21 protein-coding genes and 1 pseudogene are annotated in these 22,126 nt (G+C 63.3%); 18 read left to right on the top strand and 4 right to left on the bottom strand.

The window, feature by feature from the left end:
* The first annotated feature begins 157 nt into the window (after positions 1–157).
* The 3 genes and pseudogenes from A1D30_RS10485 to A1D30_RS10475 all read left to right on the top strand — a co-directional run.
* Positions 158–1,165: a tripartite tricarboxylate transporter substrate binding protein gene (locus A1D30_RS10485; RefSeq protein ID WP_063460916.1), complete on the top strand. Its 1,008-nt coding sequence runs from the start codon at positions 158–160 to the stop codon at positions 1,163–1,165.
* 110 nt (positions 1,166–1,275) lie between these two features.
* Entirely contained in the window at positions 1,276–2,220 is a 945-nt protein-coding gene (locus tag A1D30_RS10480) for a porin (protein WP_157891322.1), read from the top strand.
* A 224-nt stretch (positions 2,221–2,444) separates the two neighbouring features.
* A pseudogene (locus tag A1D30_RS10475) lies at positions 2,445–2,836 on the top strand (transposase); the annotation flags it as partial.
* Between the two features lie 57 nt (positions 2,837–2,893).
* On the opposite strand, the gene A1D30_RS10470 reads toward A1D30_RS10475, so the two are convergent.
* Positions 2,894–4,432: an IS3 family transposase gene (locus tag A1D30_RS10470; protein ID WP_008904893.1), complete on the bottom strand. Its 1,539-nt coding sequence runs from the start codon at positions 4,430–4,432 to the stop codon at positions 2,894–2,896.
* A gap of 76 nt (positions 4,433–4,508) precedes the next feature.
* Here A1D30_RS10470 and A1D30_RS10465 point away from each other — a divergent pair, with 76 nt between their 5' ends.
* From A1D30_RS10465 to A1D30_RS10450, 4 genes are all read left to right on the top strand, one after another.
* Positions 4,509–4,886, top strand: coding sequence for a sodium/glutamate symporter (locus tag A1D30_RS10465; protein ID WP_063460631.1), 378 nt, complete (start codon positions 4,509–4,511; stop codon positions 4,884–4,886).
* A 143-nt stretch (positions 4,887–5,029) separates the two neighbouring features.
* A complete protein-coding gene (locus A1D30_RS10460) occupies positions 5,030–6,781 on the top strand; it encodes an alpha/beta fold hydrolase (RefSeq protein ID WP_082836391.1) in 1,752 nt (583 codons plus the stop codon).
* Positions 6,782–6,868: 87 nt separating this feature from the next.
* Complete coding sequence (locus A1D30_RS10455; protein ID WP_003050031.1) at positions 6,869–7,363, top strand: universal stress protein; 495 nt, start codon at positions 6,869–6,871, stop codon at positions 7,361–7,363.
* Positions 7,360–8,433: a lipid A deacylase LpxR family protein gene (locus A1D30_RS10450; protein ID WP_063460630.1), complete on the top strand. Its 1,074-nt coding sequence runs from the start codon at positions 7,360–7,362 to the stop codon at positions 8,431–8,433. The genes A1D30_RS10455 and A1D30_RS10450 overlap by 4 nt, the downstream gene beginning before the upstream one ends.
* Positions 8,434–8,558: 125 nt before the next feature.
* On the opposite strand, the gene A1D30_RS10445 is transcribed toward A1D30_RS10450, so the two are convergent.
* Positions 8,559–9,263, bottom strand: a complete 705-nt coding sequence (locus A1D30_RS10445) for a hypothetical protein (protein WP_063460629.1) — start codon at positions 9,261–9,263, stop codon at positions 8,559–8,561.
* 589 nt (positions 9,264–9,852) lie between these two features.
* Here A1D30_RS10445 and A1D30_RS10440 point away from each other — a divergent pair.
* The 5 genes from A1D30_RS10440 (at position 9,853) to A1D30_RS10425 (ending at position 13,624) form a co-directional block, all read left to right on the top strand.
* Entirely contained in the window at positions 9,853–11,397 is a 1,545-nt protein-coding gene (locus A1D30_RS10440) for a Fic family protein (RefSeq protein ID WP_063460628.1), read from the top strand.
* 58 nt (positions 11,398–11,455) lie between these two features.
* Positions 11,456–11,770, top strand: coding sequence for a hypothetical protein (locus A1D30_RS10435; protein ID WP_063460627.1), 315 nt, complete (start codon positions 11,456–11,458; stop codon positions 11,768–11,770).
* Between the two features lie 63 nt (positions 11,771–11,833).
* Positions 11,834–12,958 (top strand): N-6 DNA methylase, encoded by a 1,125-nt coding sequence (locus A1D30_RS10430; protein ID WP_242421845.1) that lies wholly within the window; start codon positions 11,834–11,836, stop codon positions 12,956–12,958.
* Positions 12,959–13,009: 51 nt separating this feature from the next.
* The gene (locus A1D30_RS26410) at positions 13,010–13,171 is read left to right on the top strand and encodes a hypothetical protein (RefSeq protein ID WP_242421844.1); all 162 of its coding nucleotides are present in this window, start codon (positions 13,010–13,012) and stop codon (positions 13,169–13,171) included.
* Between the two features lie 33 nt (positions 13,172–13,204).
* On the top strand, positions 13,205–13,624 hold the full coding sequence (locus A1D30_RS10425; RefSeq protein ID WP_242421843.1) for a hypothetical protein: 420 nt from the start codon (positions 13,205–13,207) through the stop codon (positions 13,622–13,624).
* Positions 13,625–13,648: 24 nt separating this feature from the next.
* On the opposite strand, the gene A1D30_RS10420 is transcribed toward A1D30_RS10425, so the two are convergent.
* Positions 13,649–14,038: an HU family DNA-binding protein gene (locus A1D30_RS10420; protein ID WP_063460626.1), complete on the bottom strand. Its 390-nt coding sequence runs from the start codon at positions 14,036–14,038 to the stop codon at positions 13,649–13,651.
* Positions 14,039–14,221: 183 nt separating this feature from the next.
* Between A1D30_RS10420 and A1D30_RS10415 the strand changes: the two genes are divergently transcribed.
* From A1D30_RS10415 to A1D30_RS10390, 6 genes are all read left to right on the top strand, one after another.
* Positions 14,222–14,824 (top strand): hypothetical protein, encoded by a 603-nt coding sequence (locus tag A1D30_RS10415; RefSeq protein ID WP_063460625.1) that lies wholly within the window; start codon positions 14,222–14,224, stop codon positions 14,822–14,824.
* A 433-nt stretch (positions 14,825–15,257) separates the two neighbouring features.
* Positions 15,258–15,809, top strand: coding sequence for a hypothetical protein (locus A1D30_RS10410; RefSeq protein ID WP_242421842.1), 552 nt, complete (start codon positions 15,258–15,260; stop codon positions 15,807–15,809).
* Between the two features lie 20 nt (positions 15,810–15,829).
* Entirely contained in the window at positions 15,830–16,543 is a 714-nt protein-coding gene (locus A1D30_RS10405) for an RES family NAD+ phosphorylase (RefSeq protein ID WP_082836390.1), read from the top strand.
* 73 nt (positions 16,544–16,616) lie between these two features.
* Positions 16,617–17,384, top strand: a complete 768-nt coding sequence (locus A1D30_RS10400) for a Hachiman antiphage defense system protein HamA (RefSeq protein WP_242421841.1) — start codon at positions 16,617–16,619, stop codon at positions 17,382–17,384.
* On the top strand, positions 17,384–20,881 hold the full coding sequence (locus tag A1D30_RS10395) for a DEAD/DEAH box helicase (protein ID WP_063460623.1): 3,498 nt from the start codon (positions 17,384–17,386) through the stop codon (positions 20,879–20,881). Before A1D30_RS10400 ends, A1D30_RS10395 begins: the two co-directional genes overlap by 1 nt.
* 60 nt (positions 20,882–20,941) lie before the next feature.
* On the top strand, positions 20,942–21,745 hold the full coding sequence (locus A1D30_RS10390) for a hypothetical protein (protein WP_063460622.1): 804 nt from the start codon (positions 20,942–20,944) through the stop codon (positions 21,743–21,745).
* Between the two features lie 37 nt (positions 21,746–21,782).
* Here the strand turns inward: A1D30_RS10390 and A1D30_RS10385 are convergent, their stop codons facing one another.
* Positions 21,783–22,097, bottom strand: a complete 315-nt coding sequence (locus A1D30_RS10385; RefSeq protein WP_063460621.1) for a hypothetical protein — start codon at positions 22,095–22,097, stop codon at positions 21,783–21,785.
* Between the last annotated feature and the right edge of the window lie 29 nt (positions 22,098–22,126).

Raw genomic sequence — 22,126 nt, 5'->3', positions numbered from 1 at the left:
ACTTCGCCGATGCCTCCATCCCAGGGTAATTCCCTCCTGCCGACTGCAAGGCGCCCTCTCGTTTTTCACTCGGCAGCAGGGTTTCTCCTACTGCCATGAACTTTCGACTGATAATCTAATATAAGAATTGAATTCCAGTGCGAGAATGGTTGTGAAAATGATCAGTTATAGAAGTCCTGTTGAAAAAGAGGGGAGGCGAGCGTTCCTGCCGACTTTTCGCGCCGCCGCGTTCATGCTGGGTGTGTGTGTCGCGGCAATCGCTTCGGCCGAGAGCTACCCGGCGAAGTTGATTACCTTCGTCACGCCCTTCAGTCCCGGCGCCGGGCCCGACGTCTTCGTCCGGGCCATCGCAACCGAAGTCGGCCATGCGGCCGGCGTGCCCGCGATCGTGGAAAACAAGCCCGGCGCCAGCTCGATGCTGGCGGCGCAATCAGTGATGCGCGCCGCCCCCGACGGCTACACGGTGCTCATCACCGGCAATGTCGCGTTCACCGGCAACCCGCACGTCGTGAAGAAGATGCTCTATGACCCGGTCGCCGACTTCACGCCGGTGACGACCCTGTCGAAAGGGCCGATGTATCTGTACGTCAATCCGAAGACCTTGCCGGCCTGGAACGCGACGGAACTGGTGAGCCTGCTGCGCAAGGAACCTGGCAAGTATTCGTTTGCGTACACCAGCATCACCAGCCAGCTGCCTGCGGAGGTGCTTCAGCAATCGGCCCAGGTGAAGCTCCTGGGCGTGCGCTATCGCAGCGGCGCCGCCGCCATTCCCGATCTGATCAGCGGCCAGATAGACATGATGTTCACCGACTACACGCCATGGGCCTACGTCAAGTCCAACAAGCTGCGGGCGATCGGCGTGACCGACCTCCAGCGCAGCCCCTACACGCCCGGACTCCCGACCTTCAAGGAGGCCGGCATCAAGGGCATGGACATCGGCTTCTGGCTGGGCGCCTACCTGCCGGCCAACGCGCCGGCGCCGGTGGTGGCCAGACTGCATCAGCTCCTGGCCGCTGCAGTCAAGGCACCCGAGGCGCAGGCGGCGTCGCAGACCATGGGCATGTTCGAGTTCGTCATGCCCATCGGCGAACTCGCCAAATACCAGGCCAAGGAAAGCGCCGATTGGGGCCGAGTGATTCGCGGGGCCGGCATTCAGCCTGAATAGGCGAAGGAGCGTTGGCCTGGTTCTCGTGAGCGGGAGGCTCTCGAGTGCGCAAGCGGGCGTGTGGGTTCAAACCTAGAGAGAACGGGGACAAATTGAGATATCGGATACTTTTGACGGCCGGGTTGGCCGGTGGCTTGGCTGGGTCCTCCCTGGCGCAGTCTTCGGTCACGGTCTTCGGCAAGGTCGACAGCGGCTATGTGAACAAGATCGGCACCGCGACCGCTCGCGGCGAAAACGGTCTGGGCGAGGGAGCGCAAAGCCGTGTCGGCTTTCGCGGGACCGAAGACCTCGGCGGAGGCATGAAGGCTTTCTTCTGGCTCGAACAGCGATTCCGTTCCGACACCGGCGGACTCACGGCCGCCCGCTTCTTCCAGGGGCAATCGATCGTCGGTCTCCAGGGCAACTGGGGCAGCGTGTCGCTGGGCCGCGACTACATCGCGGGCTATGTGGAAGTCCAGATGGCGCCAGACCCGTTCATTCACACGGGCGTCGCATCGATGGTCGCGTTCAGCAACGGCAACGTCGGCACCGTCCGCAACGACGGCGCGATCACCTACAAGTTCGACAGGAGCGGCTTCAACCTCCAACTCCAGCGGGCCAACGCCGTGAGCCCGAACTCCACGACGCTGCCCGCGCCGGCCACGCCCAACAACCCGGTGGGCCTGAGCGCCTCCTACCGTTCCGGCCAATGGTTCGCTGGCTATGCGTACGAGAACCCGGGTGGCGTGAACGACGTGTGGAACTTCTTCGCGGTTCAGGTGCCGCTGGGGCCGCTCACGCTCGCAGGCGGCTATGGCCAGGGCAGGGCGAACAACCTGGAGAAGCGCCGCACCTACATCGTGAGCGCCTTCATGCCGACCTCGACGGGGCGCTTCAAAGTTGCGTTTGGCGATCTGAAGAACACCAGTGCCGACCTCGCCATCAGCCGCAAGTTCGCGGTGGGCTACAACCACAATCTGTCGAAGCGCACCTTCTTGTACCTCAACGTCGCGCGCGATCAGGTGGCGATCGCGGACAAGATGGGTTTCGACGTGGGCGTGCAGCACAACTTCTGAAGTGGCCCGGCCCCGTGATGCGCATCGCCGTGCGTCGGCGTCTCACATCCTTGCGTCTCTGACCGCCCCGACGGCTGTGTGACTTGGCGGGTCGACGAGGCGCCAGTCGGATCCGGCTTCGGGCTTTTGGAATCGCACCGGCGGCTTCACGCGCCTGCCGCAACCGGCCGAAACCCATTCTTCGCGGAGAGATTCTCGGGCGCGTGGTCATCGCGTTGCGAAGTAACCAGGCTGGCGCGGCCCGCGAGAAACTGGGGCGCAACGCATGCAGCGCGTTCTTGATCATCGACGCGCAGAGCGTGAAGAACACAGACCCGGCGGCCTTGAAGGGCTATGACGCTGGCAAGAAGGTCTCGGGCATCAAGCGCCACATTGCGGTGGATACGCCAGGGTTGCCGCACGCCGTGGCGGTGACCACGGCCGAAGTCACAGACCGCAAGGAGGCGCTGCAGGCGCTGACGCGCTGCAAACCTGGCTTGAGCCGGGTGCAAAGCCTGCTGGCCGACAGCGACTACGTGGGGCAGCCCTTCGCGCAGGGCGTGCAGGAGGTTTTGGCGGGCATGTGACGGTGCAGATCGCCAAGAGAAGCGAGTTGCATACCTTCAAGGTCATGCCTGTTGATTTCCACGCAAACCTAACCCACCGGGGGTGCGGATAAAAACTTGGACTGGTTTTATGCCGCAAGTCCAAGGCTCACCCGGTATTCGATCGGGCTGAGGGCCCCCAGGGAGATCTTGATCCGCTTCTCGTTGTACCAACGGATGTAGTCGTCGAGCACCTCAATGAACTGCTCAACTGTGACGCTCTTCCAGTCCCGAGGATAGAACAGTTCATTCTTCAACCGACCGAAGAAGCCCTCGCACGCTGCGTTGTCAGGCGAGCAGGCCTTGCGGGACATCGAGCGGGTGAGCTTGGCCTCGCTCATTCTGGATAGCCAGCCAGGCCAGCGGTAGTGACCTCCGCGGTCTGAGTGGACCACTGGTCGATCGCTTGTCTCTGTGACGGTCTCGATGGCTGCATCCAGCATGGTGTTGACCAGCTCTGCATCCGGACTCGTGCCGATGGTCCAGCTCACCACCATCCCGTCGAAGCAATCGATGATCGGCGACAGGTAGACCTTGCCTGCAGGGATCTGGAACTCCGTGATGTCGGTCAGCCATTTCTTGTTGGGGGCTGCTGCCTGGAAGTCACGGTTGATGATGTTCTCTGGTGCCGGGCTGATCTCGCCCAGGTAAGACGCATACCGACGCCTCTTGGGTTTTGCAACGACCAGGCTCTCTTGCTTCATCAGCCGCTGTATCACCTTCTCGGAGATCGGGCCTTGCTCTCTGGCCAGTGAGGCTTGCAGCCTGCGGTAGCCATAGCAGCGGTGATTGGACTCGAAGATCTCGGTGATGGACTGGCGCACCCTCACGTACTTGTCTCCGATTGCCGCGCGGGCTCGATGGTAGAAGTACGAGCTACGCGCAAGACCCAACTGTGCAAGGAGCTCTGGCAGGCCATAGTGCTCCCTGAGGGCGTCAATCAGCAGTGTCTTCTCCCGGTTGGACAGGAGCTGCAGATCGACGCCCAGGCCTTTTTTTAACAGTTCATTGGCCTTGTTCAAGAGGTCCTGCTCAAGGCGCAGTTGCCTGACTTCGTGGCGCAGTATCTCAACTTGGCGCTCGAGCTCTTCACGCTCTTGCGCCTGCGGTGATCGATCGGTGTGTTTCATTGATGCGGGTGCCTCACGCCCCAGAAGCTGGTTCTTCCAGTTGTACAACGTTGGCCGGCACACGCCGAGCCTGTCGGCAACAGCCTGTGCACTTTCCTGCCGGGTGCAAAGCTCCATCACTCCCGCGTGCTTCAAGCTCTCGGGATATCTTCGCTGGCCCACACTGCCGACAAGGGCCATCCTGGCTTCAGGGAATGCCTCGCGGACCCACTTGGTTAGCGTTCCACGCCCTGGATAGCCCAGCGCCCTCATGGTGGCAGCGATGCATCGATCATGTGTGAGGTAGTGCTCGATGGCCGCTGCCTTCTGGCCCTGCGAGAACTTCGGCTCCCGACGGGCATATCCCAGCGGCAGGTCGAGCCGCTGCTGATACTCGCGGTACCACCCCTTCAATGCATTCTTGGTTGGGTAACCCAGCTGACGGATGGTCGGGCTGGTGCGTTTGCCGAGCTTGATGTAGAGCTCAACGGCTCGGATTCGGTCTTCGTAGGAATACATGAACTACCTTCTAGTAGTCCAAGTTTTCGTCCGCACCCCCCCAAGTGGGCGCGGACGTTTATGGAACTGGCCGAGCATGCAGCCAGGCATCGCCCTGGTTTCCGACATGTCATTGAGCCTGTTTCTGACCATGGCGCTGATGGGACTCAGGCTCTGGGAACTGCAGCCCGTGCTCGCCTTCATCACGGCGGCGATGCTGGTGCAGATTGCCTTGGTCATCGCATTCGTTTTGCTGATTGTTTTTCGGGCAATGGGCAAGGATTACCAAGCCGCCGTGGTGTGCGCGGGTTTCGGCGGTATTGCGCTGGGATCTACCGCCACTGCCATCGCCAACATGACGGCGGTGACTCGGGAGCATGGTGCGGCACGCGAGGCGTTCATTGTGGTGCCCCTGGTATGTGGGTTCGTCATCGATATTGCGAACGCACTGGTAATCAGCCTGATGGCCGGTTAGGCGAAGCGAAACAGCGGAGCGAGCTGGCAGATGGATACATCGCTGACGCGCTGGCGAGGCGTCGTCGCCCAGGAAATCGCAATCGACTCCCGTTTTCAAGCAAGGGGCTCTTTCTACTTGTGCAGAAATAGAGGTAATACGCTTTGACGAATAAAAAGAACGGCAATATCGACTCAGCCATCAATCCGAAGTTGGATGGGGATGCCCATGTCGCTTGGGCACAGGCTTGGTCGTCTATTTCGCCGGAGACATCGTTGCTCGCATGGGTGGACTGGGCGAGCCATTTAGCAAACAGTCCTGGCAAGCAAGCCGAGCTTTTGGCGTTTGCAGCCTCCCTGTCCGAGCAATGGATGGCCGTATTGAAGAAGAATCGGGCCAACCCGAACCGGGGAGCCACCGCTCCTGACCGGTCACCTGTCAATGACCGCCGCTTCAACGATCCTGCATGGGATCAATGGCCCTACGACCTTTTCCGCAGTTCATTCGTCAATCAGACCAAATGGTGGGAGCAGGCCACGCAGGGGGTGTGGGGAGTGGATCCGAAACACCAACGCCTGCTGGCGTTTGGCGCCAAACAGTGGCTGGAAATGCTTTCGCCCGCCAACGCTGCGGTTTTCAACCCCATTGTCCTGAAAAGAACCATCGCAGAGCAAGGCGCCAATCTAGCGCGGGGGACGTCCAACTTTCTCGACGACTTGCGTCGGCAACTATCCGGCCAGCCTCCCGCGGGAACGGAGAACTTCGTCGTTGGGCGCGACGTAGCGGTCACGGAAGGAAAAGTCGTTCTGAGAAATCGACTGATCGAACTGATTCAGTACACGCCCACTACCGAGAAAGTCCATCCCGAACCGATCATGATCATTCCTGCCTGGATCATGAAGTACTACGTACTGGATCTGTCACCGCATAACTCGCTGATACGGTATCTGGTTGCGCAAGGGCATACGGTTTTTTGCATCTCCTGGAGAAATCCGGATGCTGAGGATCGAGATTTGGGCATGGATGAGTACCTGGAGTTCGGCCTGCATGCAGCGCTGGACGCTGTGACTTCCGTTGTCCCCGGGCATGGAGTCCACGCGGCTGGTTATTGCCTGGGCGGAACGCTACTGGCCATTGGTGCTTCAGCCATGGCGCGTGATGGCGATACGCGGCTGGTGTCGGTAAGCCTGCTTGCCGCACAGACGGACTTCAGCGAACCGGGCGAGCTGAGTCTTTTCATCAACGAGAGTCAAGTGGCGCTGTTGGAAGCCAGCATGGCTCAAACCGGTTATTTGACCTCCGACCAGATGAGCGGAGCTTTTCAGCTACTGCGCTCCTACGATCTCATATGGTCTCGCATGATTGACGAATACCTATTGGGCGATCGCCGGCCAATGACCGACCTGATGGCTTGGAATGCCGATGGGACTCGCCTGCCCGCGAAGATGCATTCGCAGTATCTCCGACGCCTTTACCTGAATAACGATCTCAGCGCGGGGCGTTATCCCGTCACGGGTCGCCCCGTTTCAGTGGGAGACATCGCTGTGCCGGTGTTTTGCGTCGGCACTGCCTCGGATCATATTGCGCCTTGGCGCTCGGTTTACAAGCTGCATCTCCTGTCTTCGGCCGAGCTGACTTTCGTGCTGACCACTGGAGGACACAACGGCGGCATCGTGAGCGAGCCCGGCCGAGGTAAGCGCCAATATCAAATCCATACCCGCGCGGCCGGTGATGGATACATGGCGCCGGATGAGTGGCAAGCGACGATGCAGACGCATCCGGATTCCTGGTGGCCCGCATGGTCGGCGTGGCTGCGAGAGCGTTCCGGTGATGTTGTTGCGCCTCCGCTCATAGGTGCTGAATCCAGTGGATACCCCACTGTTTGCGACGCCCCAGGGGAATATGTACGCAACTGAATAAGCGCATACCGCGTCCGCTATTGCGACACGGTATACGCAATATCTGTTCGTCACCCCGTTTTACTCTGATAACTGGAGACATTCATGTACTCAAGAATCCTGGTTCCGCTCGACGGAAGTCCTACTGCCGATTTGGCGCTCCACCACGCTGCGGTGCTGGCACGCCTGAATGGCGCAACCATCGTCTTGCTGCACGTCATCGAGGAGATGAAGCACAGCAACGGCTTCGAGAGGCCGAGGATCTATATTGAAGAAGTGAGGCCGGGCTTCCTGGCGGCCGGGCAGAAGCTGCTGGACGAGGCGGCGCTGCGGCTGAGGCAGGGAGGCCTGGTGGTTGAGACCGTCCTTCTGGAAAGTAACGGCGAGCGCGTCTCGGTGCTCATCGCTCAGCAGGCACTGACTACTCAATGCGAGTTGGTGGTGTTGGGTACCCACGGACGCCGGGGCGTGGACAGGCTGCTGATGGGAAGCGATGCAGAGCAGCTCGCTCGCATCGCACCAGTTCCGGTGATGCTGGTGCGCCAGTCCCAATCGGTCATTGTGACTGCAACCCCTGGGCAGGGTGGCACGCCAGCGTGACGAAAGTTCAGTCCGCCGACCCCGCTGAATGGAGGCTGGAAGTCGCAGCCTCCTTGCTGCTGCTATTGCTGAGCGCCTCCGCACAGGCCCAGTCCTGCCACCAGGACAACCCGCTGCGCTCAACGGGAACGCTCAATCTGCGGATCGACAACGACATGTTCGGCGGCATTGGACAAGATCAAGGCTACTCCAATGGATTTCTCGTCAGCTGGGTCTCCCCCAACCTTGTGGACTATCGCGATGACCCTTGCCTACCCCGTCTCGTCCGTGGGCTGAATCGTTTTCTCACGGTGCTGCAACCCGAGGGTTTTGACGAACAGAACATGACCATCGGCTTCGGGCAGATGATGTACACCCCCAGCGACAAAACGCGCAGCGATCTGATCAAAGACGACCGCCCTTTCGCCGGCGCAATGATGTTGAGCTTTGGCTACAACGCGCGGCGCGGCGATACGCTGCGCACCTCACAAATCCGCGTCGGTGTTGTGGGCCCCTCCTCCTTGGCCAGGCAAACCCAGAACTGGTGGCATGACACCATCGGCGTCGACAAATTCAATGGCTGGCGACACCAACTGCGCGACGAGCCTGTGCTGCAGTTGCTGCACGAACGCCGAACACGAGTCTTCAGGCAAGAAGACGTCAGCGGTTGGGGCTGGGATCTGACCCGCCACTGGGGTGGCAGCTTCGGTAACTTCGCCACCTACGCGAATGTCGGTGGAGAACTGCGCTATGGGCTGCGCCTGCCTGATGATTTAGGTACGGCACCGCTACGGCCTGCCGGAGAGAACACCTCGCCCGTGCGCACGACCGCTGGCAGCAACTGGAACGGCCACCTCTTCGTGGCGCTAGACGCTCACTGGGTTCTGCACGACATCACGTTGGATGGCAATACCTTCAAGTCCGGCCATAGCGTTGATAAGCGGCCACTCGTGGCGGATGTCGGCTACGGCGTCGCGATTACCCAAGGCAACTGGCGCATCGCGATAGCCCGCTACCACCGCACACGCGAATTCCGGGGACAAAAAGAAATCCCGGTCTACGGAACGATCACTGTAGGAAGGAAATTCTGATGCCGGTCGATTCCTTCCTCGACTCCATACGGGCCGTCCTGTCGTTGTTCGTCGGCATGGGATTGATTGTTCGTGTAGAGCGCCTGGCACGTGGAACGCGGCCCACTGGTATTCGACGCGGTGGCTCATGACGTGGCCTCCTCGAACAGGTTGGCCTGCCAGTCGAAGACAGGCAGGCGGTGCGGGGGCTGGGCCACGCGCCCGAGCGTCACGCGGATCCCGGCCTGCGTGTCCCCGGTCTGGGCCAGCAGCGATTCAACGTAGAACGCATGGCGCGCGGCCTCGGGCTCGCGCAGGTCGAGCGAGAGCCCGAAGCGTGTCTCGCCGGCTTCAGCCGTGATGTGGATCAGCCGCGTTCCATAGAAGGCCTCCAGATGCTCGAAGGTCTCGAATGGAGCATTCGGCCAGGGGCAGCGCATGCCGCGCACCCTGTCGAGGGTTGCGCACAGCGTGACGCGAAGGCACAGGCCATGCCGCTCGGCCAGCTGCGCTGGCGTCAGGGGGCTTTTGAGGGCCTCGCGCCACAGCCGGAGGTAGTCTTCGGGGCTGACCTCCCCGTACCAGAGCTTCAGATTGCCATCAACCGTGCGCGTGGCCCGGTCCTGGCAGAGGAAGCCGATCAGCCTCCGGCTGGTGAAGCTGGGCAGCGCACCGTGCGGATCCCGCAGGATCCGGGGCCGTCCCGCCCCGTCGTCGTTCGTATCTTCCCAGGTGATCGGCACGAAAAGCGCCTCGCCGGAGGAGGTCGCATCCGGTGGCAGGGCGACTGCCACGCGGGTGCGTTCAATCTCAGGCCGCCGGTGGGCTGCCTGGAGCATCTCTGCTTGCATGTGAATTCTCCTGTCAAAGGGAGGGCGGGGGTTGGGCCTGAAGACCCAGGCGACTCGCCCACTGCTTGGCCACCGCAGGGGTGGCGGGAAATGAAGAAGCCGCCGACGTGCAGCCATGGTGGGCTGGCCGACGGCGAAGGGGGACTGGGATCGCTCGGAATCCCGTTGTCAGCCGGGTTGTCGCTCAGATGGCGGCGAATCCCGTAGAGGCAGGTAACGACTGCTACGCCCAGCCGGAGCGGGGAAGTCTTCCGCAAGGGAAGCGAGGGAGTCCCCAGTGTGAGCGCAGCCGCGGCGCAGCAGTTGGCGTTTCCGAAGGAGTGCCGCGCAAGCGCCCCGGTCTGCGGGGGATTTCTGGTGGTATCGGCATCGGCGTTGGCATTGACCTGGCCGGTCGCTTCAAGCTATCACCGATCGGTAGTGCTCCCTGCCATCGGCTTGTGCGGAAGTATTTTTCCATCGTGTCGGCCATTGGGCATTGTTTTTCTTGGGTTGTCGGCGTATTTATGTAACCATACGCCGAAGTGTTTTTGCTCCAACGGAGTTGATCATCATCATTTTTCGTGGTGATTAAGGGGATTTTTGTAACATGCAGATTGGATTCAAGGCCCTGAAGGCTCAGTACGGCATCGCCTTGGTACAGCCCCTGCGGGTGGAATCGACCATCGGCACCACCCGCTCGGTGCGAGAGTCGCCCGAGCGCATCCTGAACCAGTACCAGGCCGTCTACCGGCCGACGGACAGCTTCGCCGGTCACTTCGAGTTCGGCCTGAAATACGAGGAGATCCACCTCGAGTTCTTCGCGCGGCTGTTCGCAGCCTGTGGGCCGGAGCCGCTGGAGCAGTGGTGCTGGGCTGAGCCCTTCGGGCAGTACGCACGCCGTGCCGGCTTCTTCTACGAGTGGCTCACCGGGCACCGGCTCGATGTGCCGGACCTGACCGCCGGAACCTATGTCGACGCCATCGCCGCAGACGCCTATCTGACGCGCACCGAGGCTGTCCGGGAACGGCGCTGGCGCATCAACAACAACCTGCCGGGCACCCCGGCGTTCTGTCCGCTCGTGCGCCGTACCCCGGCCCTCGGCCAGGCGCTGCAGTTCGATCCCTTCGGGGCGATCGCCGAGCTGGACCGCCAGTTCGGCGAGGACGTGCTTATGCGCGCCGCAGCGTGGCTCACGCTCAAGGAGTCGCGGGCGAGTTTCCTGATCGAGCACGAGGCGGACAAGACCGATCGCATCAAGCGGTTTGCCCACGTCATGGCCGAGCACTGCGGCAAGCTCGAGGAGCCACTGGGCATCGACAGCCTCACCGTGCTGCAGAAGGGTATCCTCGGCGAAACCGCGCTTCGCTTCGGCGTGCGCCAATCGCCGGTCTTCGTGGGTCAGGCCACCATTCGCGACGACATCGTCCACTACATCGGCCCGGACTTCACTTCGCTGGACGGAATGCTGGACGGACTCAAGGCGTTCGAGCAGGCGACGCGCGGACGGGAGGCGCTGGCGCGCGCTGCCGTCATCGCGTTCGGCTTCGTCTACATCCACCCGATGAGCGACGGCAACGGACGCATCCACCGCTTTCTCATCAACGACACGCTGCAGCGCGATCGGGCCATTCCCGCGGGCGTGATCCTTCCCGTGTCGGCCACCATCACCGGCGTGCGGGAGTTCGGCCATGGATACGACCGCGTCCTGGAGGTGTTCTCGCGCCCCTTCATGCGGCGCTACGACGATGCCCACCGCTTCGGGGAGATGCTCACCTACGAAGACAGCGTGCGCTCGAACCTCGTGTTCGACGCCTACGAGGACGCTGGTGCGGCCTGGCGCTACCCAGATCTCACGGAGCACGCGGTCTACACGGCCCAGCTTGTTGCCCACACGATCCGGCACGAGATGGCGGACGAGGCGCGCGTGCTGATCCGGTTCGAGGTCGCGCAGCGCCGCATCAAGGACGTGCTGGAGATGCCCGATTTGGACGCCGTGCGCATGATCCGGTCGATCAAGGAGAACGGATGGCGGGTCTCCGGCAAGCTGACAAGGGAGTACGCAGTGCTCGAAGACAAGGCGCTGGCCCTGCGCGTCGTCGAGGCGGTGCAGTCGGCGTTCGAGGACCGCGAGCCGGTGCCCATCGTCGAGTGAGCGGTTCCGCCGCAGTACAAAGCTCCTTCCGCCGTCCTCCGTTTTCCCAGGAAAGCACATGTTGAAGCGCGTTCGCCGACGTGTTCAGGAAGACGGCCCGACAGCTGAACTCGAAGCCTTCCTAGTTTCGCAAGGCTACATTCAACTCCGCGTCATCGGCACTGCTGTGTGTGGCTTGCATCGCTTCAGTTTCACGACCGGCCTCGTGGTCGGACTGAACTTTGAAGGATATGAGCGCCGGTATTGCTACGAGCATGCTGCCGATGCCCTTGCGGCGCTCGCGGCCTGGGATGGCCAGGAGCATCCCGGCGGCCCGTGGATCAAGTGCAAGGGGGCAGGGATCGATCTGTTGAATCCTTCATTTGTGGAGTAGGCCGGACGACGCCGCAGCAACGCTGGCAGATGTGCCCTTGCAGGGTGAGCACGGCTCCGTAAGGTGTTTCCGAACGGAGACTGGCTGAAAGACGATGAACTTGCCCGGCGGGCCATGCCGAGCGGCAGCCGCAACCACCGCAAGGCCGCGCGCGCCCGCGCACGGTGCTACTGGGCACGGGTGCGCTTCCATCGCGCTATGCCACCTGCCTGGCTGGCGGCCGAAGGCTGGGGGCTCGCATCGGCTGCTGCCTGGCGGCCGGGCGGTGCCGTTGATCCGGCCCTGCCGGGCGGGATGCTGTTCTGGACGACTCGCATGGGCGGGTGCGAAAGGATGGCGATGGACCTGGACGGTACCGACCACACCAAGGAACTGCTGCAACTGATCCGAAAGACCGCTCACCGCTGGAACCCGCACGAGGTGTTCTCGGATTTCGTCGAGCTGTCCTGCCTGTCGTTCAGCAACGCGGTGGACCGGCGCCAGTTCGACGCACGCGAGGCGCGCTACCTGCAGATCGCGAAGAGGTATCCGCGCGACGTATTCGAGAGCTTCCCACGCATGCTGGGACACCTGACCTTCGCGATGGAACAGCGCTATGCCGCGGGCGGACTGGGCGACGTGCTCGGAGTAGTCTACATGCAGCTCGAACTGGGCAATGACCGGGCGGGGCAGTTCTTCACGCCCTACCATGTGTCCCAGATGATGGCGCGCATGCTGGTCGGCGACGGGGCTGAGGTCAGGGCGAAGGGCTTCCTCGACGTGTTGGAGCCAGCCTCCGGTGCGGGCGGCATGGTGATCGCGATGGCCGATGCTCTGCAGCAGGCGGGGCTGAACTACCAGGGCGCGATGCATGCAACCTGCATCGACATCGACCTGTGCTGTGTCCACATGACCTATCTCCAGGCTTCGCTGCTGCATATTCCGGCCATCGTGCTGCACGGCAATTCGTTGAGCAACGAGGTCTGGAGCCGCTGGTACACGCCAGCCCATGTGCTGGGCGGCTGGCGGCGGCGCATCGAGGCGCGGCAGGCGCGCGAGCCCGAGCCGCAGCGCACCGATACCGTTTCCCCCGCCGTGCCCCATCCCGCTCGGGCGCACAAGAGCGATGCGCGGCCCGAGCGCAGGCCGGTGGTGCGTCAGGCGCCGCAACCGAAAGTGGCTGCCCAGCTCAGGCTTTTCGATGATTGACGCGGTGGGCGGCGACCTTGCACCGGGGGGCTCCGCTGGGAAGCTCCGGGCATGGACACCAATACCGATGGCCGCCTGGGGCCGCTCTTCCATGGCACGCGCAGCGCGAGCGGGCGGCGCATCTTGCGGGAGGGTTTTCGGCGCTCGGCATCATGCAGCTACACCGGCACCGGGATCTGCCTGAGCGAATCGCTGTCCGTGGCCTACGAGTAGGGCGAGTACGGCGAGTACGGAGCGGGAGGCTGTGTGCTGGAGGCCTGGGTTGCGCCCTCGGCGCGCTGGACCGAGGGGATCAAGGTGCCGGAGGGGCGCTTCGACGTGGGCGAGGCCTACGACAGGTTCTTCGAGTGCTCGGGCAACGACGCGGTCCGCGATTTCTGGGGCAACGTCTGGGTCGTGTGGAACCCCGCAGTGCTGGTCGCCGTGCGTCGGCTGACTTTCCGCGAAGCGCTGCGGCGCCTGTGCGCGGAGTTCGAGGAGGACGGCCCGGACTGCGGCTACAACGGCGCGGTCTCGGACTACGCCGGCATCTGGTGGGGCCGGGAAACCAGCGACCCCAACGTCACGCGATTTCCCGAGCACCTTTCTATGGTGCGGCAACGGCTGCAGCGCATGGTAGGGCGGTGCAGGTCGGAACGGGTCATGCCGACAGGGCAGCCCGGCTGACCGGGCCGCTACTGTCGCATCGCATCAGAGCGCGGCGTCCTTGAGCTTCTTGAGCGCGCGGGTCTTGATGCGCACGGTGGCTGGCTTGGCCGCGAAAACCTGTTCTTCCTTGGTGAACGGGTTGATGCCCTTGCGTTTGGGCTTGGCAGGCACCTTTTGTACGTCGATCTTGAGCAGGCCGGGAAGCGTGAACCCGCCCGCGCCCTTCTTGTTGACCGAGCCGAGCACGGTGGCTTCCAGGGCGGCCAGGACGGCCTTCACGGCCTTGGGCTCGACGCTCGATTGCTCGGCCAGGTGATTGATCAGCGCGCTCTTGGTGAAGGTGTCCTTGACCGGACGGATGCCGGCGGTGGCAGGGGCCTTGGCGGCCTTCTTCGCAGGCGCTGGCGCGGTGATTTTCTTCGCAGTTGCCATGATTTTCGATCTCTGTGTATTGGGATTGGGCACACCGCGCGGCAGCGGGCTGAGCGTTGCGCCGACCCTCATTTTATCGAGCAGGCGCCACGACGCCCGAGGGCTGCGGATCACCGGCGTCGGGCTTGCATCGGCACGGGGGCGGGGGATCCTGAACGTGGTGGCGATGGCGCTGCCGCTTCGATGGTCCACGCCTTCCGCGCACGGACCACGGTTCGCCGCCGCGTGGCTGTGCGCCGGAGACTACACAGGAGATTCGTCACGGAAATCAGGATCACGAACGCCGAGGGCTTCGACCGGGCGGCGCAGGGCGCGGACCTCGCCGTCGTCATCGCGCGCGCGGACATCGAGACCTGCCAAGTGGGCGGAACGGTCGCGCGTCTGATGCTGTTCAGCGACAATGCGGTCCAGGTTCACCGCTTCGCGGGCCGCATGGTGGTGCAGGTCGAGGGCTACGACGACGACCCGCGTCCGCTGCTGCTGATTCCCGAGTGCGTGCGCTTCTTCCGGGCCGTCAATGCGCAGTGGAGCCACTGGCTGCACTTCCTCCTGCCGCAGCCCGACCAGATCAAGCTCATCCTGCTGATGCTGGTGGACGTGGACCTGCAGGAGGAGGACCGGCGCCTTCCGCCCGGCTACCGGCTGCGCCATCCCGCGCAACTCGGCCGCGTGCTCCAGCGCCTGTTCATGTCGATGAACGTGCTGCACGAGACTTTCGACGTCCCGGAGGCGCACAACGAGGCGATGACGGCGGCCGTAATCGCCGCGCTGGGGCTGGTGGGTTGATGCCAGTCCCGGGCTATCGGTCCGTCCCGCAAAGCGCTTCGTCCAGCGCCGACGGCGCCGAAACTGCCGGCGCGCTTCGCCGGAGAGGGTACGCCTGTCGGACTGCTGGCAACGCCGGCTGTATGAAGCCATCCGGCAAGCACCCGGATCGATGGTTGAATCCCGGTGGCGTTGGGTGCGCGAGCACCAGCGGCACCGTTCGCACCGAGCCTTGTCCCGGTGTTTTTACCGCGATTCCGATCCCTCTCGCCCGAGCATGCCGCACGCTCTGCACTGCTCATTGGATTACATGAAGTAGAGGAAAATGAGATAATCTAGATAATCTTTCCCTGGAATAAGCCATGACCGCCATCCGTGACACCGCAGCATTCGCTACCCTGGTGGGCACCCCGAGCGAGGTGCGAAGCCGGCTCGTCAAGGTCAAGGCCGACGGGTGATCGTGTTGCCCGTGGCGCGGGCCGATGCCCAGTACGCGGGCCTGCTGGCGCAGACGTTAGCCAACGTCGTGTCGTTTATCGACGCGGCGTTGCGCGAGCAGAACGAGCAGACCCTGAAAGCATTGGTCAACGCCGTGGTGCCCAAGGCTCCACCCGAGCCGACCCTGCTTCGGGAGGCGGCGATGCTCGCGCGCTCGCGCAAGGCCGTGCTGGAAGGCGCGGACTGGCTGACCGCGGCCAAACTGGCCGAACTGGCCGGCCTGAGCGCGACCAATCCGAGCACACAACCCAACAAATGGAAGCGCCAGCGGCAGATCTTCGCGATCCACCACAACGGCGTCGATTACTTCCCCGGCTACGGGCTGGATCCCGAAGCCGACTGGAGGCCACGCAAGGCCCTGAAGTCTGTCCTGGAGGTCTGTGGCGACGAGAAGGACGGCTGGGGGCTGGCTTACTGGTTTCTCTCGGCCAACAGCTTCCTGGGGGGGGCGGCGCCCGCAGGATGTGCTGGCGATCCAGCCGGAGCAGGTCATTGCCGCCGCCAGTGACGAGATGGAAGGCGTCGTGCATGCCTAAATCGCGCAAGGCCCCGTTGGCCGCCAGCGCGTCACCTCCCACTGGCGGCGACGGCACGGCAACCCCGGCGCCACCGGCCACGCTTCACATCACGCCATGGGCATTGCCCGCCAAACAGGTGCTGCACCGTGTGCATGAGGATCTGTACAAGGCCGACCAGTTCAATCCGGGCCTCAAGGGCAACGCGCGCTTCAGCCCGATCCGCGACGCCCAGGGCGACCTCATTCCGACTCTCTATGCCGCGGCCACGTTCGAGGCGGCCTCCATGGAGTCCGTGTTCCACGATGTATCCCATGCACCCGGCTTCAAGCACTACGACCAGCGCGAGCTGGAGGGGCAATTGCACTCCGAAGTCAAGGTCAAGCGCGAACTGAAGCTCGCCGACCTCAGCAGCGTTGCGTTGCGCAAGCTGGGTGCGCAATGCAAGCAACTCATCGATACCGAGAAGGATCAGTATCCGGCGACGCGCCGCTGGGCCGAGGCCCTCCACGCTCAGCACCCAGAAATCCAGGGGCTGTCCTGGATCTCCCGGCAGGACGATTCGGCTCGCGCGGTGATGCTGTTTGGCGACCGAATTCCGAAAGGCGCGCTGCATCAGGTCGGCGACTCGCGCAGTTTGCTGAAGGAAGAACAGACCTATGCGCAGTTGCTGAATCTGGCCGATCGGATTGGCGTCGACATCGTGCCGGGCAAGGGGACGCCGTAGTTCAAACCCGAGAAACTTGCGGGCGAGGGGCGTTCCCAGATCGGCTGATCACCAAGAACAATGGGAGGAGATGATGGAGTTCGCGAAGTGGTGCGTGGCAACCGAGGAGTCCGTTCAGACGCACAAGTTGCGCGGGCTGGGTATTGCTACCGGAGGGCAGGCACATGCGATTGGCGCGATCGCGAAAGCCGTCCCAGGCTACTACACGGATCCGAAACGCGTCGCGGATCTGCTTAGAAAGCTGGGCAAGCCGGCCGCTGCCGCCCATGTCGAGCAGAAGCTTCCGACGCAGGCATCCATCCGCTCCGGCGATCTGGGCGAGATCCTGTGCAACGCCTATGTTTACGAGGCCACTCCCTTCATTCTCGGCATCAAGCGTTTGCGCTGGAAGGACCATCGCAACATGTCGATGCGCGGTGAAGACGTGCTGGCCTTCAACTTCGACTCGAAAAGCGGCAGCCTGAAGATCCTCAAGGCGGAGGTCAAGAGCCGGGCAGGAATGCGCACGGCCGTCATCGACGAGGCCAGGGCGGCGCTCTGCGCCAACAGCGGGCTCCCGTCGCCGCATGCGCTCGCGTTCGTCGCTGACCGCTTGAACCAAGCCGGCGACACGTTTCTCGGCGATGCGCTGGACAAGGCTCAGCTCAAGGATGGCATCCGCGTCTCCCAGGTCTCGCACATGCTGTTCACATTCTCGGGCAACGACCCGCTGAAGCTTCTGAAAACCAACCTGCAGTCCTATGCCGGCCCCGTGCCGCAGCACTACGTCGGTCTTCGTGTCGATAGGCACCAGGACTTCATCAAGGCGGTCTTCGCGGCAATCGGCAAGGTGGGCAAGTAATGGCCGCGACGCTCGAGGAACTGAAAGCCAACATCGACGCTGCCGTGGTGCCCGGATTCAGGGCCAGGCTGCTTGCCCGCGGCCAGGCGCGCGCGATGATCTGGCGCGACGGTGCTCTACCGGAGGAAGCGCCCAACTTCGGTAGTGAGCTGTCGGACGACTTGCTGTCCTACGGGTACTCGCTGTTGCAGCACGGCCTGCGGTATGTCGATATGGGCGGCGACGCCGAGACAGCCCGCAAGAGCTTCGAGGTGGCCGCCGAAGCGCTCGAAGCCGTAGTTGCGCGGGGCGAAGCCAGCGCGGAGCGCGACTTCCACCGCCTCGTCGCGGCTGCGGCCTATCACCTGGGTCGTTTCTCGGCGAGGGCCTACTCGCTGCTGCACCAGGGGCTGGCCGAGGCAAATTTCTCGGCGATGGAAAAGGGGCTGGCGAAGCTGATGCTCCGCGATCTCGACGGCCTGGCCGGGGACGTCGGCGCATGGTTCGCCTCGGGCCAAGGGAGCGAGGGTGCGGTCGTTGCCGCGCTGGACCGGCCCGACACATTGGCCGATGGCGACGACACGGACGGCGCGGGGGCGACCGACGAGCGGATTGGCGCCGTGCTTGTCGCTCTGGAGGACAACTTCATGGCCGCGCTGGCGGTCGCGATGCTGGCCCTGGAACGCGGCGACGAAGCCTTGTTGTCGCTCGTGCGCGAGCGCCTGCAGCGCGGCCTCGAGGCCGCCGGCGAGCTCGAGCTCGTGCCCGCCTGGTGGTGTCACCGCCTGGCGATCCATCTGCTGGGGGGCCTCTGGGAGACCAGCTTCCACAAGATCCTGCCGCTTTCCGGGCCGCCCGGCGCAGAGATTGGCGACTGGGCCCGGCTGCGCAAGCTCTTCATCGCCTCGCTCTACCGCAGGAGCAAGTCCGAGGTCGAGCTCTGGCCGTCACAACTCCAGGCGGCGCGGCGTGTGCTCGACGCCGGCACGAACCTCGTGCTGTCGCTGCCCACCAGCGCGGGTAAGACGCGCATCGCGGAGCTGTGCATCCTGGCCTGCCTGGCGCGGGGCAAGCGCATCGTCTTCGTCACACCGCTCCGGGCCTTGTCTGCACAGACCGAGGTCGGCCTGCGGCGCACCTTTGCCCCGTTGGGAAAGTCCGTATCGAGCCTGTACGGCAGCATCGGCGCCAGCGGCGCGGACGTCGACGCCTTGCGCTCGACCGACATCGTCGTGGCCACGCCCGAGAAGCTCGACTTCGCGCTACGCAGCGATCCGACGCTGTTGGACGACGTCGGCCTGGTGGTGCTCGATGAGGGCCACATGATCGGCCTGGGCGAGCGCGAGGTGCGCTACGAGGCTCAGATTCAGCGCTTGCTACGGCGTTCGGACGCAGCCGGGCGGCGCATCGTGTGCCTCTCGGCGATCTTGCCGGATGGACACCAATTGGAGGACTTCGCCGCCTGGTTGACGCGCGACCAGCCCGACGGGTTGATCAAGGACGACTGGCGTCCGACCCGGCTGCGCTTCGGCGAGGTCGAATGGAAAGGCCAGCATGCTCAGCTCAACGTGAGCGTGGGGGACGAAAAGCCCTTCATCCCGAAGTTCGTGGTTCCGAAGAGACCGACCCGCGGACGCGCCAGAAAGTTGTTCCCGGCCGACCAGGGGGAATTGTGCATCGCAACCGCGTGGCGTCTGGTGGAAGAGGGTCAAACCGTCCTCGTCTTCTGTCCGATGCGCCGTTCGGTGCTTCCTCTGGCCGCGACCATCATCGAGATGCACAAGCGTGGCCACATCGACTCGATGCTCGCACAACCGGTCTCCGCGCTGGCCACGGCACTGGCCGTCGGCACGGAATGGTTCGGGCCCGATCACGACATCCTTGCGTGCCTGAAATTGGGCGTGGCGGTCCACCACGGTGCGCTGCCCACGCCTTACCGCAAGGAAGTCGAACGGTTGTTGCGGGAGGGCGTGCTTCGCGTCACGGTGTCATCGCCGACCTTGGCCCAGGGACTCAACCTCGCCGCGACCTCGCTGGTCTTTCGTGGGGTGAGGCGCGGCCGTGATCTCCTCGCTGCCTCGGAATTCCGCAATGTCGTCGGCCGGGCTGGGCGTGCTTACATCGATGTCGAAGGCTTGGTGCTTTATCCGATGTTCGATAACATGCGGCAACGGCGTAAGGACTGGCAGGAACTGGTCGCGAACCAGGCGGGTCGGGAGATGGAGAGCGGGCTGCTCCGGCTGGTCGCAGCGTTGCTCAGCCGGATGAGCAAAAGGTTGGGGTCCAGCGACGCCGGCCAACTGGTCGAGTACGTCGCGGGGCAGGCCGCGTGGGAGTTCCCGGTGCTCGCCTCCGAGTCGACCGAAGAGGCCGGCGACGCAAGGCAGCGATGGGACCAGCATCTGGCAAGCCTGGACACCGCGATCTTCAGCTTGCTCGGCGATTCCTACGTGCTGGACGCCGAAGTCGAGGCCAAGCTTGATGAGATCTTGGTGGCTTCGCTGTTCCAGCGGCGCCTTGCGCGCTACAACGAAGATGTTCAGAAACTGTTGCCGGCAGGGCTGCGCGCCCGCGCCAAGTACATCTGGCGCAACAGCACGCCCACACAGCGGCGGGGGTACTTCCTGGCCGGCGTGGGTCTGGCCGCCGGAAAGGCGCTGGACGAACGGGCGCCTGAGTTGGAGCGCCTCCTGCTGGCGGCCAACGTTAACATCGGCGTCGGCGATCAGGAAGAGGCGGTCGCGGCGATCACGGCCTTCGCCGAGATCGCGTTTGGCATCTCGCCGTTCCGCCCGGAGAGATTGATCGACGGCTGGAAGCCCTTGCTTAGACGCTGGCTTCTCGGGGAACCGGTGTCCGGGGCCCCGTCTGGGGACAACGACCAGTCCGTCCAGTTCATTGAGCAAGCCTTCGTCTACAACCTGCCTTGGGCGATGGAGGCCGTCCGGGTGCGTGCCGAGGCGCATGAAGATCTGTTCTCGGATGAGGTCAAGCTGTCCGACTACCCGCGGGCGCATGCAGTTGCAGCGCTGGAAACGGGAACGCTGGTGGTCGCTGCCGCAATCCTGATTCAGGCGGGCTTCGGATCGCGGCTGGCAGCCATCCAGGCCGTCACTTCCACTGGGGCGAACTTCGATTCGATGCGCGGCCTGATGGCTTGGCTTGCTTCGGAGGAAGTGCAGGCATTGTCCGCAGCGCCAAACTGGCCAACGCCGGAATCGCACGCGCTGTGGCTCGATTTCCACGGCCCCGGTGGCGCGCAGGCTGTGCAAGCGTGGGCCGCAACCGAATACACGAGTCCCATCACGTGGCAAGGCGTCCCGATGCCACCCGGCACGCCATTGCGCCTTGGCGGCGGGCCGGGGAAGGAGCGAAGCGTGTTCACGGCCGACTTCCGGGAGGTCGGGACGCTCGGCTGGACGCCCAGTTCCATGGGTTTGATCGTCGCGACCTCTACCAACGATCTCGGCAAATTCTCCCTGGAGTACCTGGGGCCTGGCAACGTGAATCGTGGCTGAGTGCGGTGGCGTTGAGAGGAGATAGCAGTGGCGGACGAACTGATTCTGAATCACTAAGACTTGAACAACCTTCATCGGCACTACATCAACCTGACCTGCGTGGACTCCGGTGAGCATGCCAGGGAGTCCAATGGCGGAAAGCCGAAGCGCTACAACTTCAGCGCTTTCGTGGTCGATGTTGAGGGCGTCCTGCTCGCCATCACGGCCGGGCATGTCTTTGAAGAACTGAGACAAGCCGTCGCGCTGGGTTCGATCCTGTCGGATTGGGCCATCGATGATTCGATGGTCTCTGACCACGGGTTCCCTGCATACCCGGTGGACGTGAACCTCGATAAGGACATCCTCTTCTTCCATGAGGATGGACTGGACTACGGGGCGTACCTCTTGGATCCGATGGCGTCGATCGCGCTCGAAAAGAGCGGCATCGTTCCGGTCCGGAAGGAGCAGTGGGACTCGGAGGATCTGGAGGAGTTTTCGTTCTGGACGCTGGTCGGCCTGCCAACCCAGTTCGCAACCCTGAGTCATGACCGGCCTTCCCTGAAAAGCCATGTCACGGTGCGCGTGATGCACCTGCCTGAACGCCCTGGCGACTTGTTGCCGACAAAGCATTCACGTCTATTCGCGAGGGTCGATTTCGAGTCCGTCGCGGAATGGGAACGACAGTTCGATATTGGCGGAATGAGCGGGGGTCCTGTCTTCGTTACACGGCTGCCGCCACAGGGTTCCGCCTATGACTATCGGCTGATCGGGATCCAAAGTGCCTGGGACAACCGTGAGAACGTTGCGATGTGTGCGGCGCAACCGTTTTTCAGGGCACTGGCCCAGATGATCAGGGGGCGGCGGGATAACCAAAGGGGCGAGTGAGAGCGAACGTCTTTGGCCTCCGAACCTGAAGTGGTTTTCAGTTCAGGTGCTGATGAACCAGCCGTCGGAACTCGGGGCGCAGCGAGGCATCGGGGGCAGACAATAGAGCGTTTTGCCCTCCGTTGTGCCAGCGCAGCTCGCCTCGCAGTCCGTTGAGCGTCAGGACTGCACCGTCGAACACGCGCATCGTGGCCGTGCCTTCAATCATGGGGAGCAACAGCGTCACCCAGTTGGGCTCGATCCAGAGCCAGCGGCGTTCGCCGTTCGGCATGTCCGGGTGCGACAGCTCGATCTCGGCGAGACTGCCCTCGGCGGAATCGAACAGCTGGAGCATGGCGAAGTGGACGGGCATGGCAACGGAGGACTGCGAAGCGATGGTCG

The organism is Acidovorax sp. GW101-3H11 (genome assembly GCF_001633105.1).
In the GTDB taxonomy this organism is placed as follows: domain Bacteria; phylum Pseudomonadota; class Gammaproteobacteria; order Burkholderiales; family Burkholderiaceae_C; genus Acidovorax.
The sequence above is the reverse complement of the archived record's forward strand: the minus strand, read 5'-3'. Positions and strand labels throughout refer to the sequence as shown.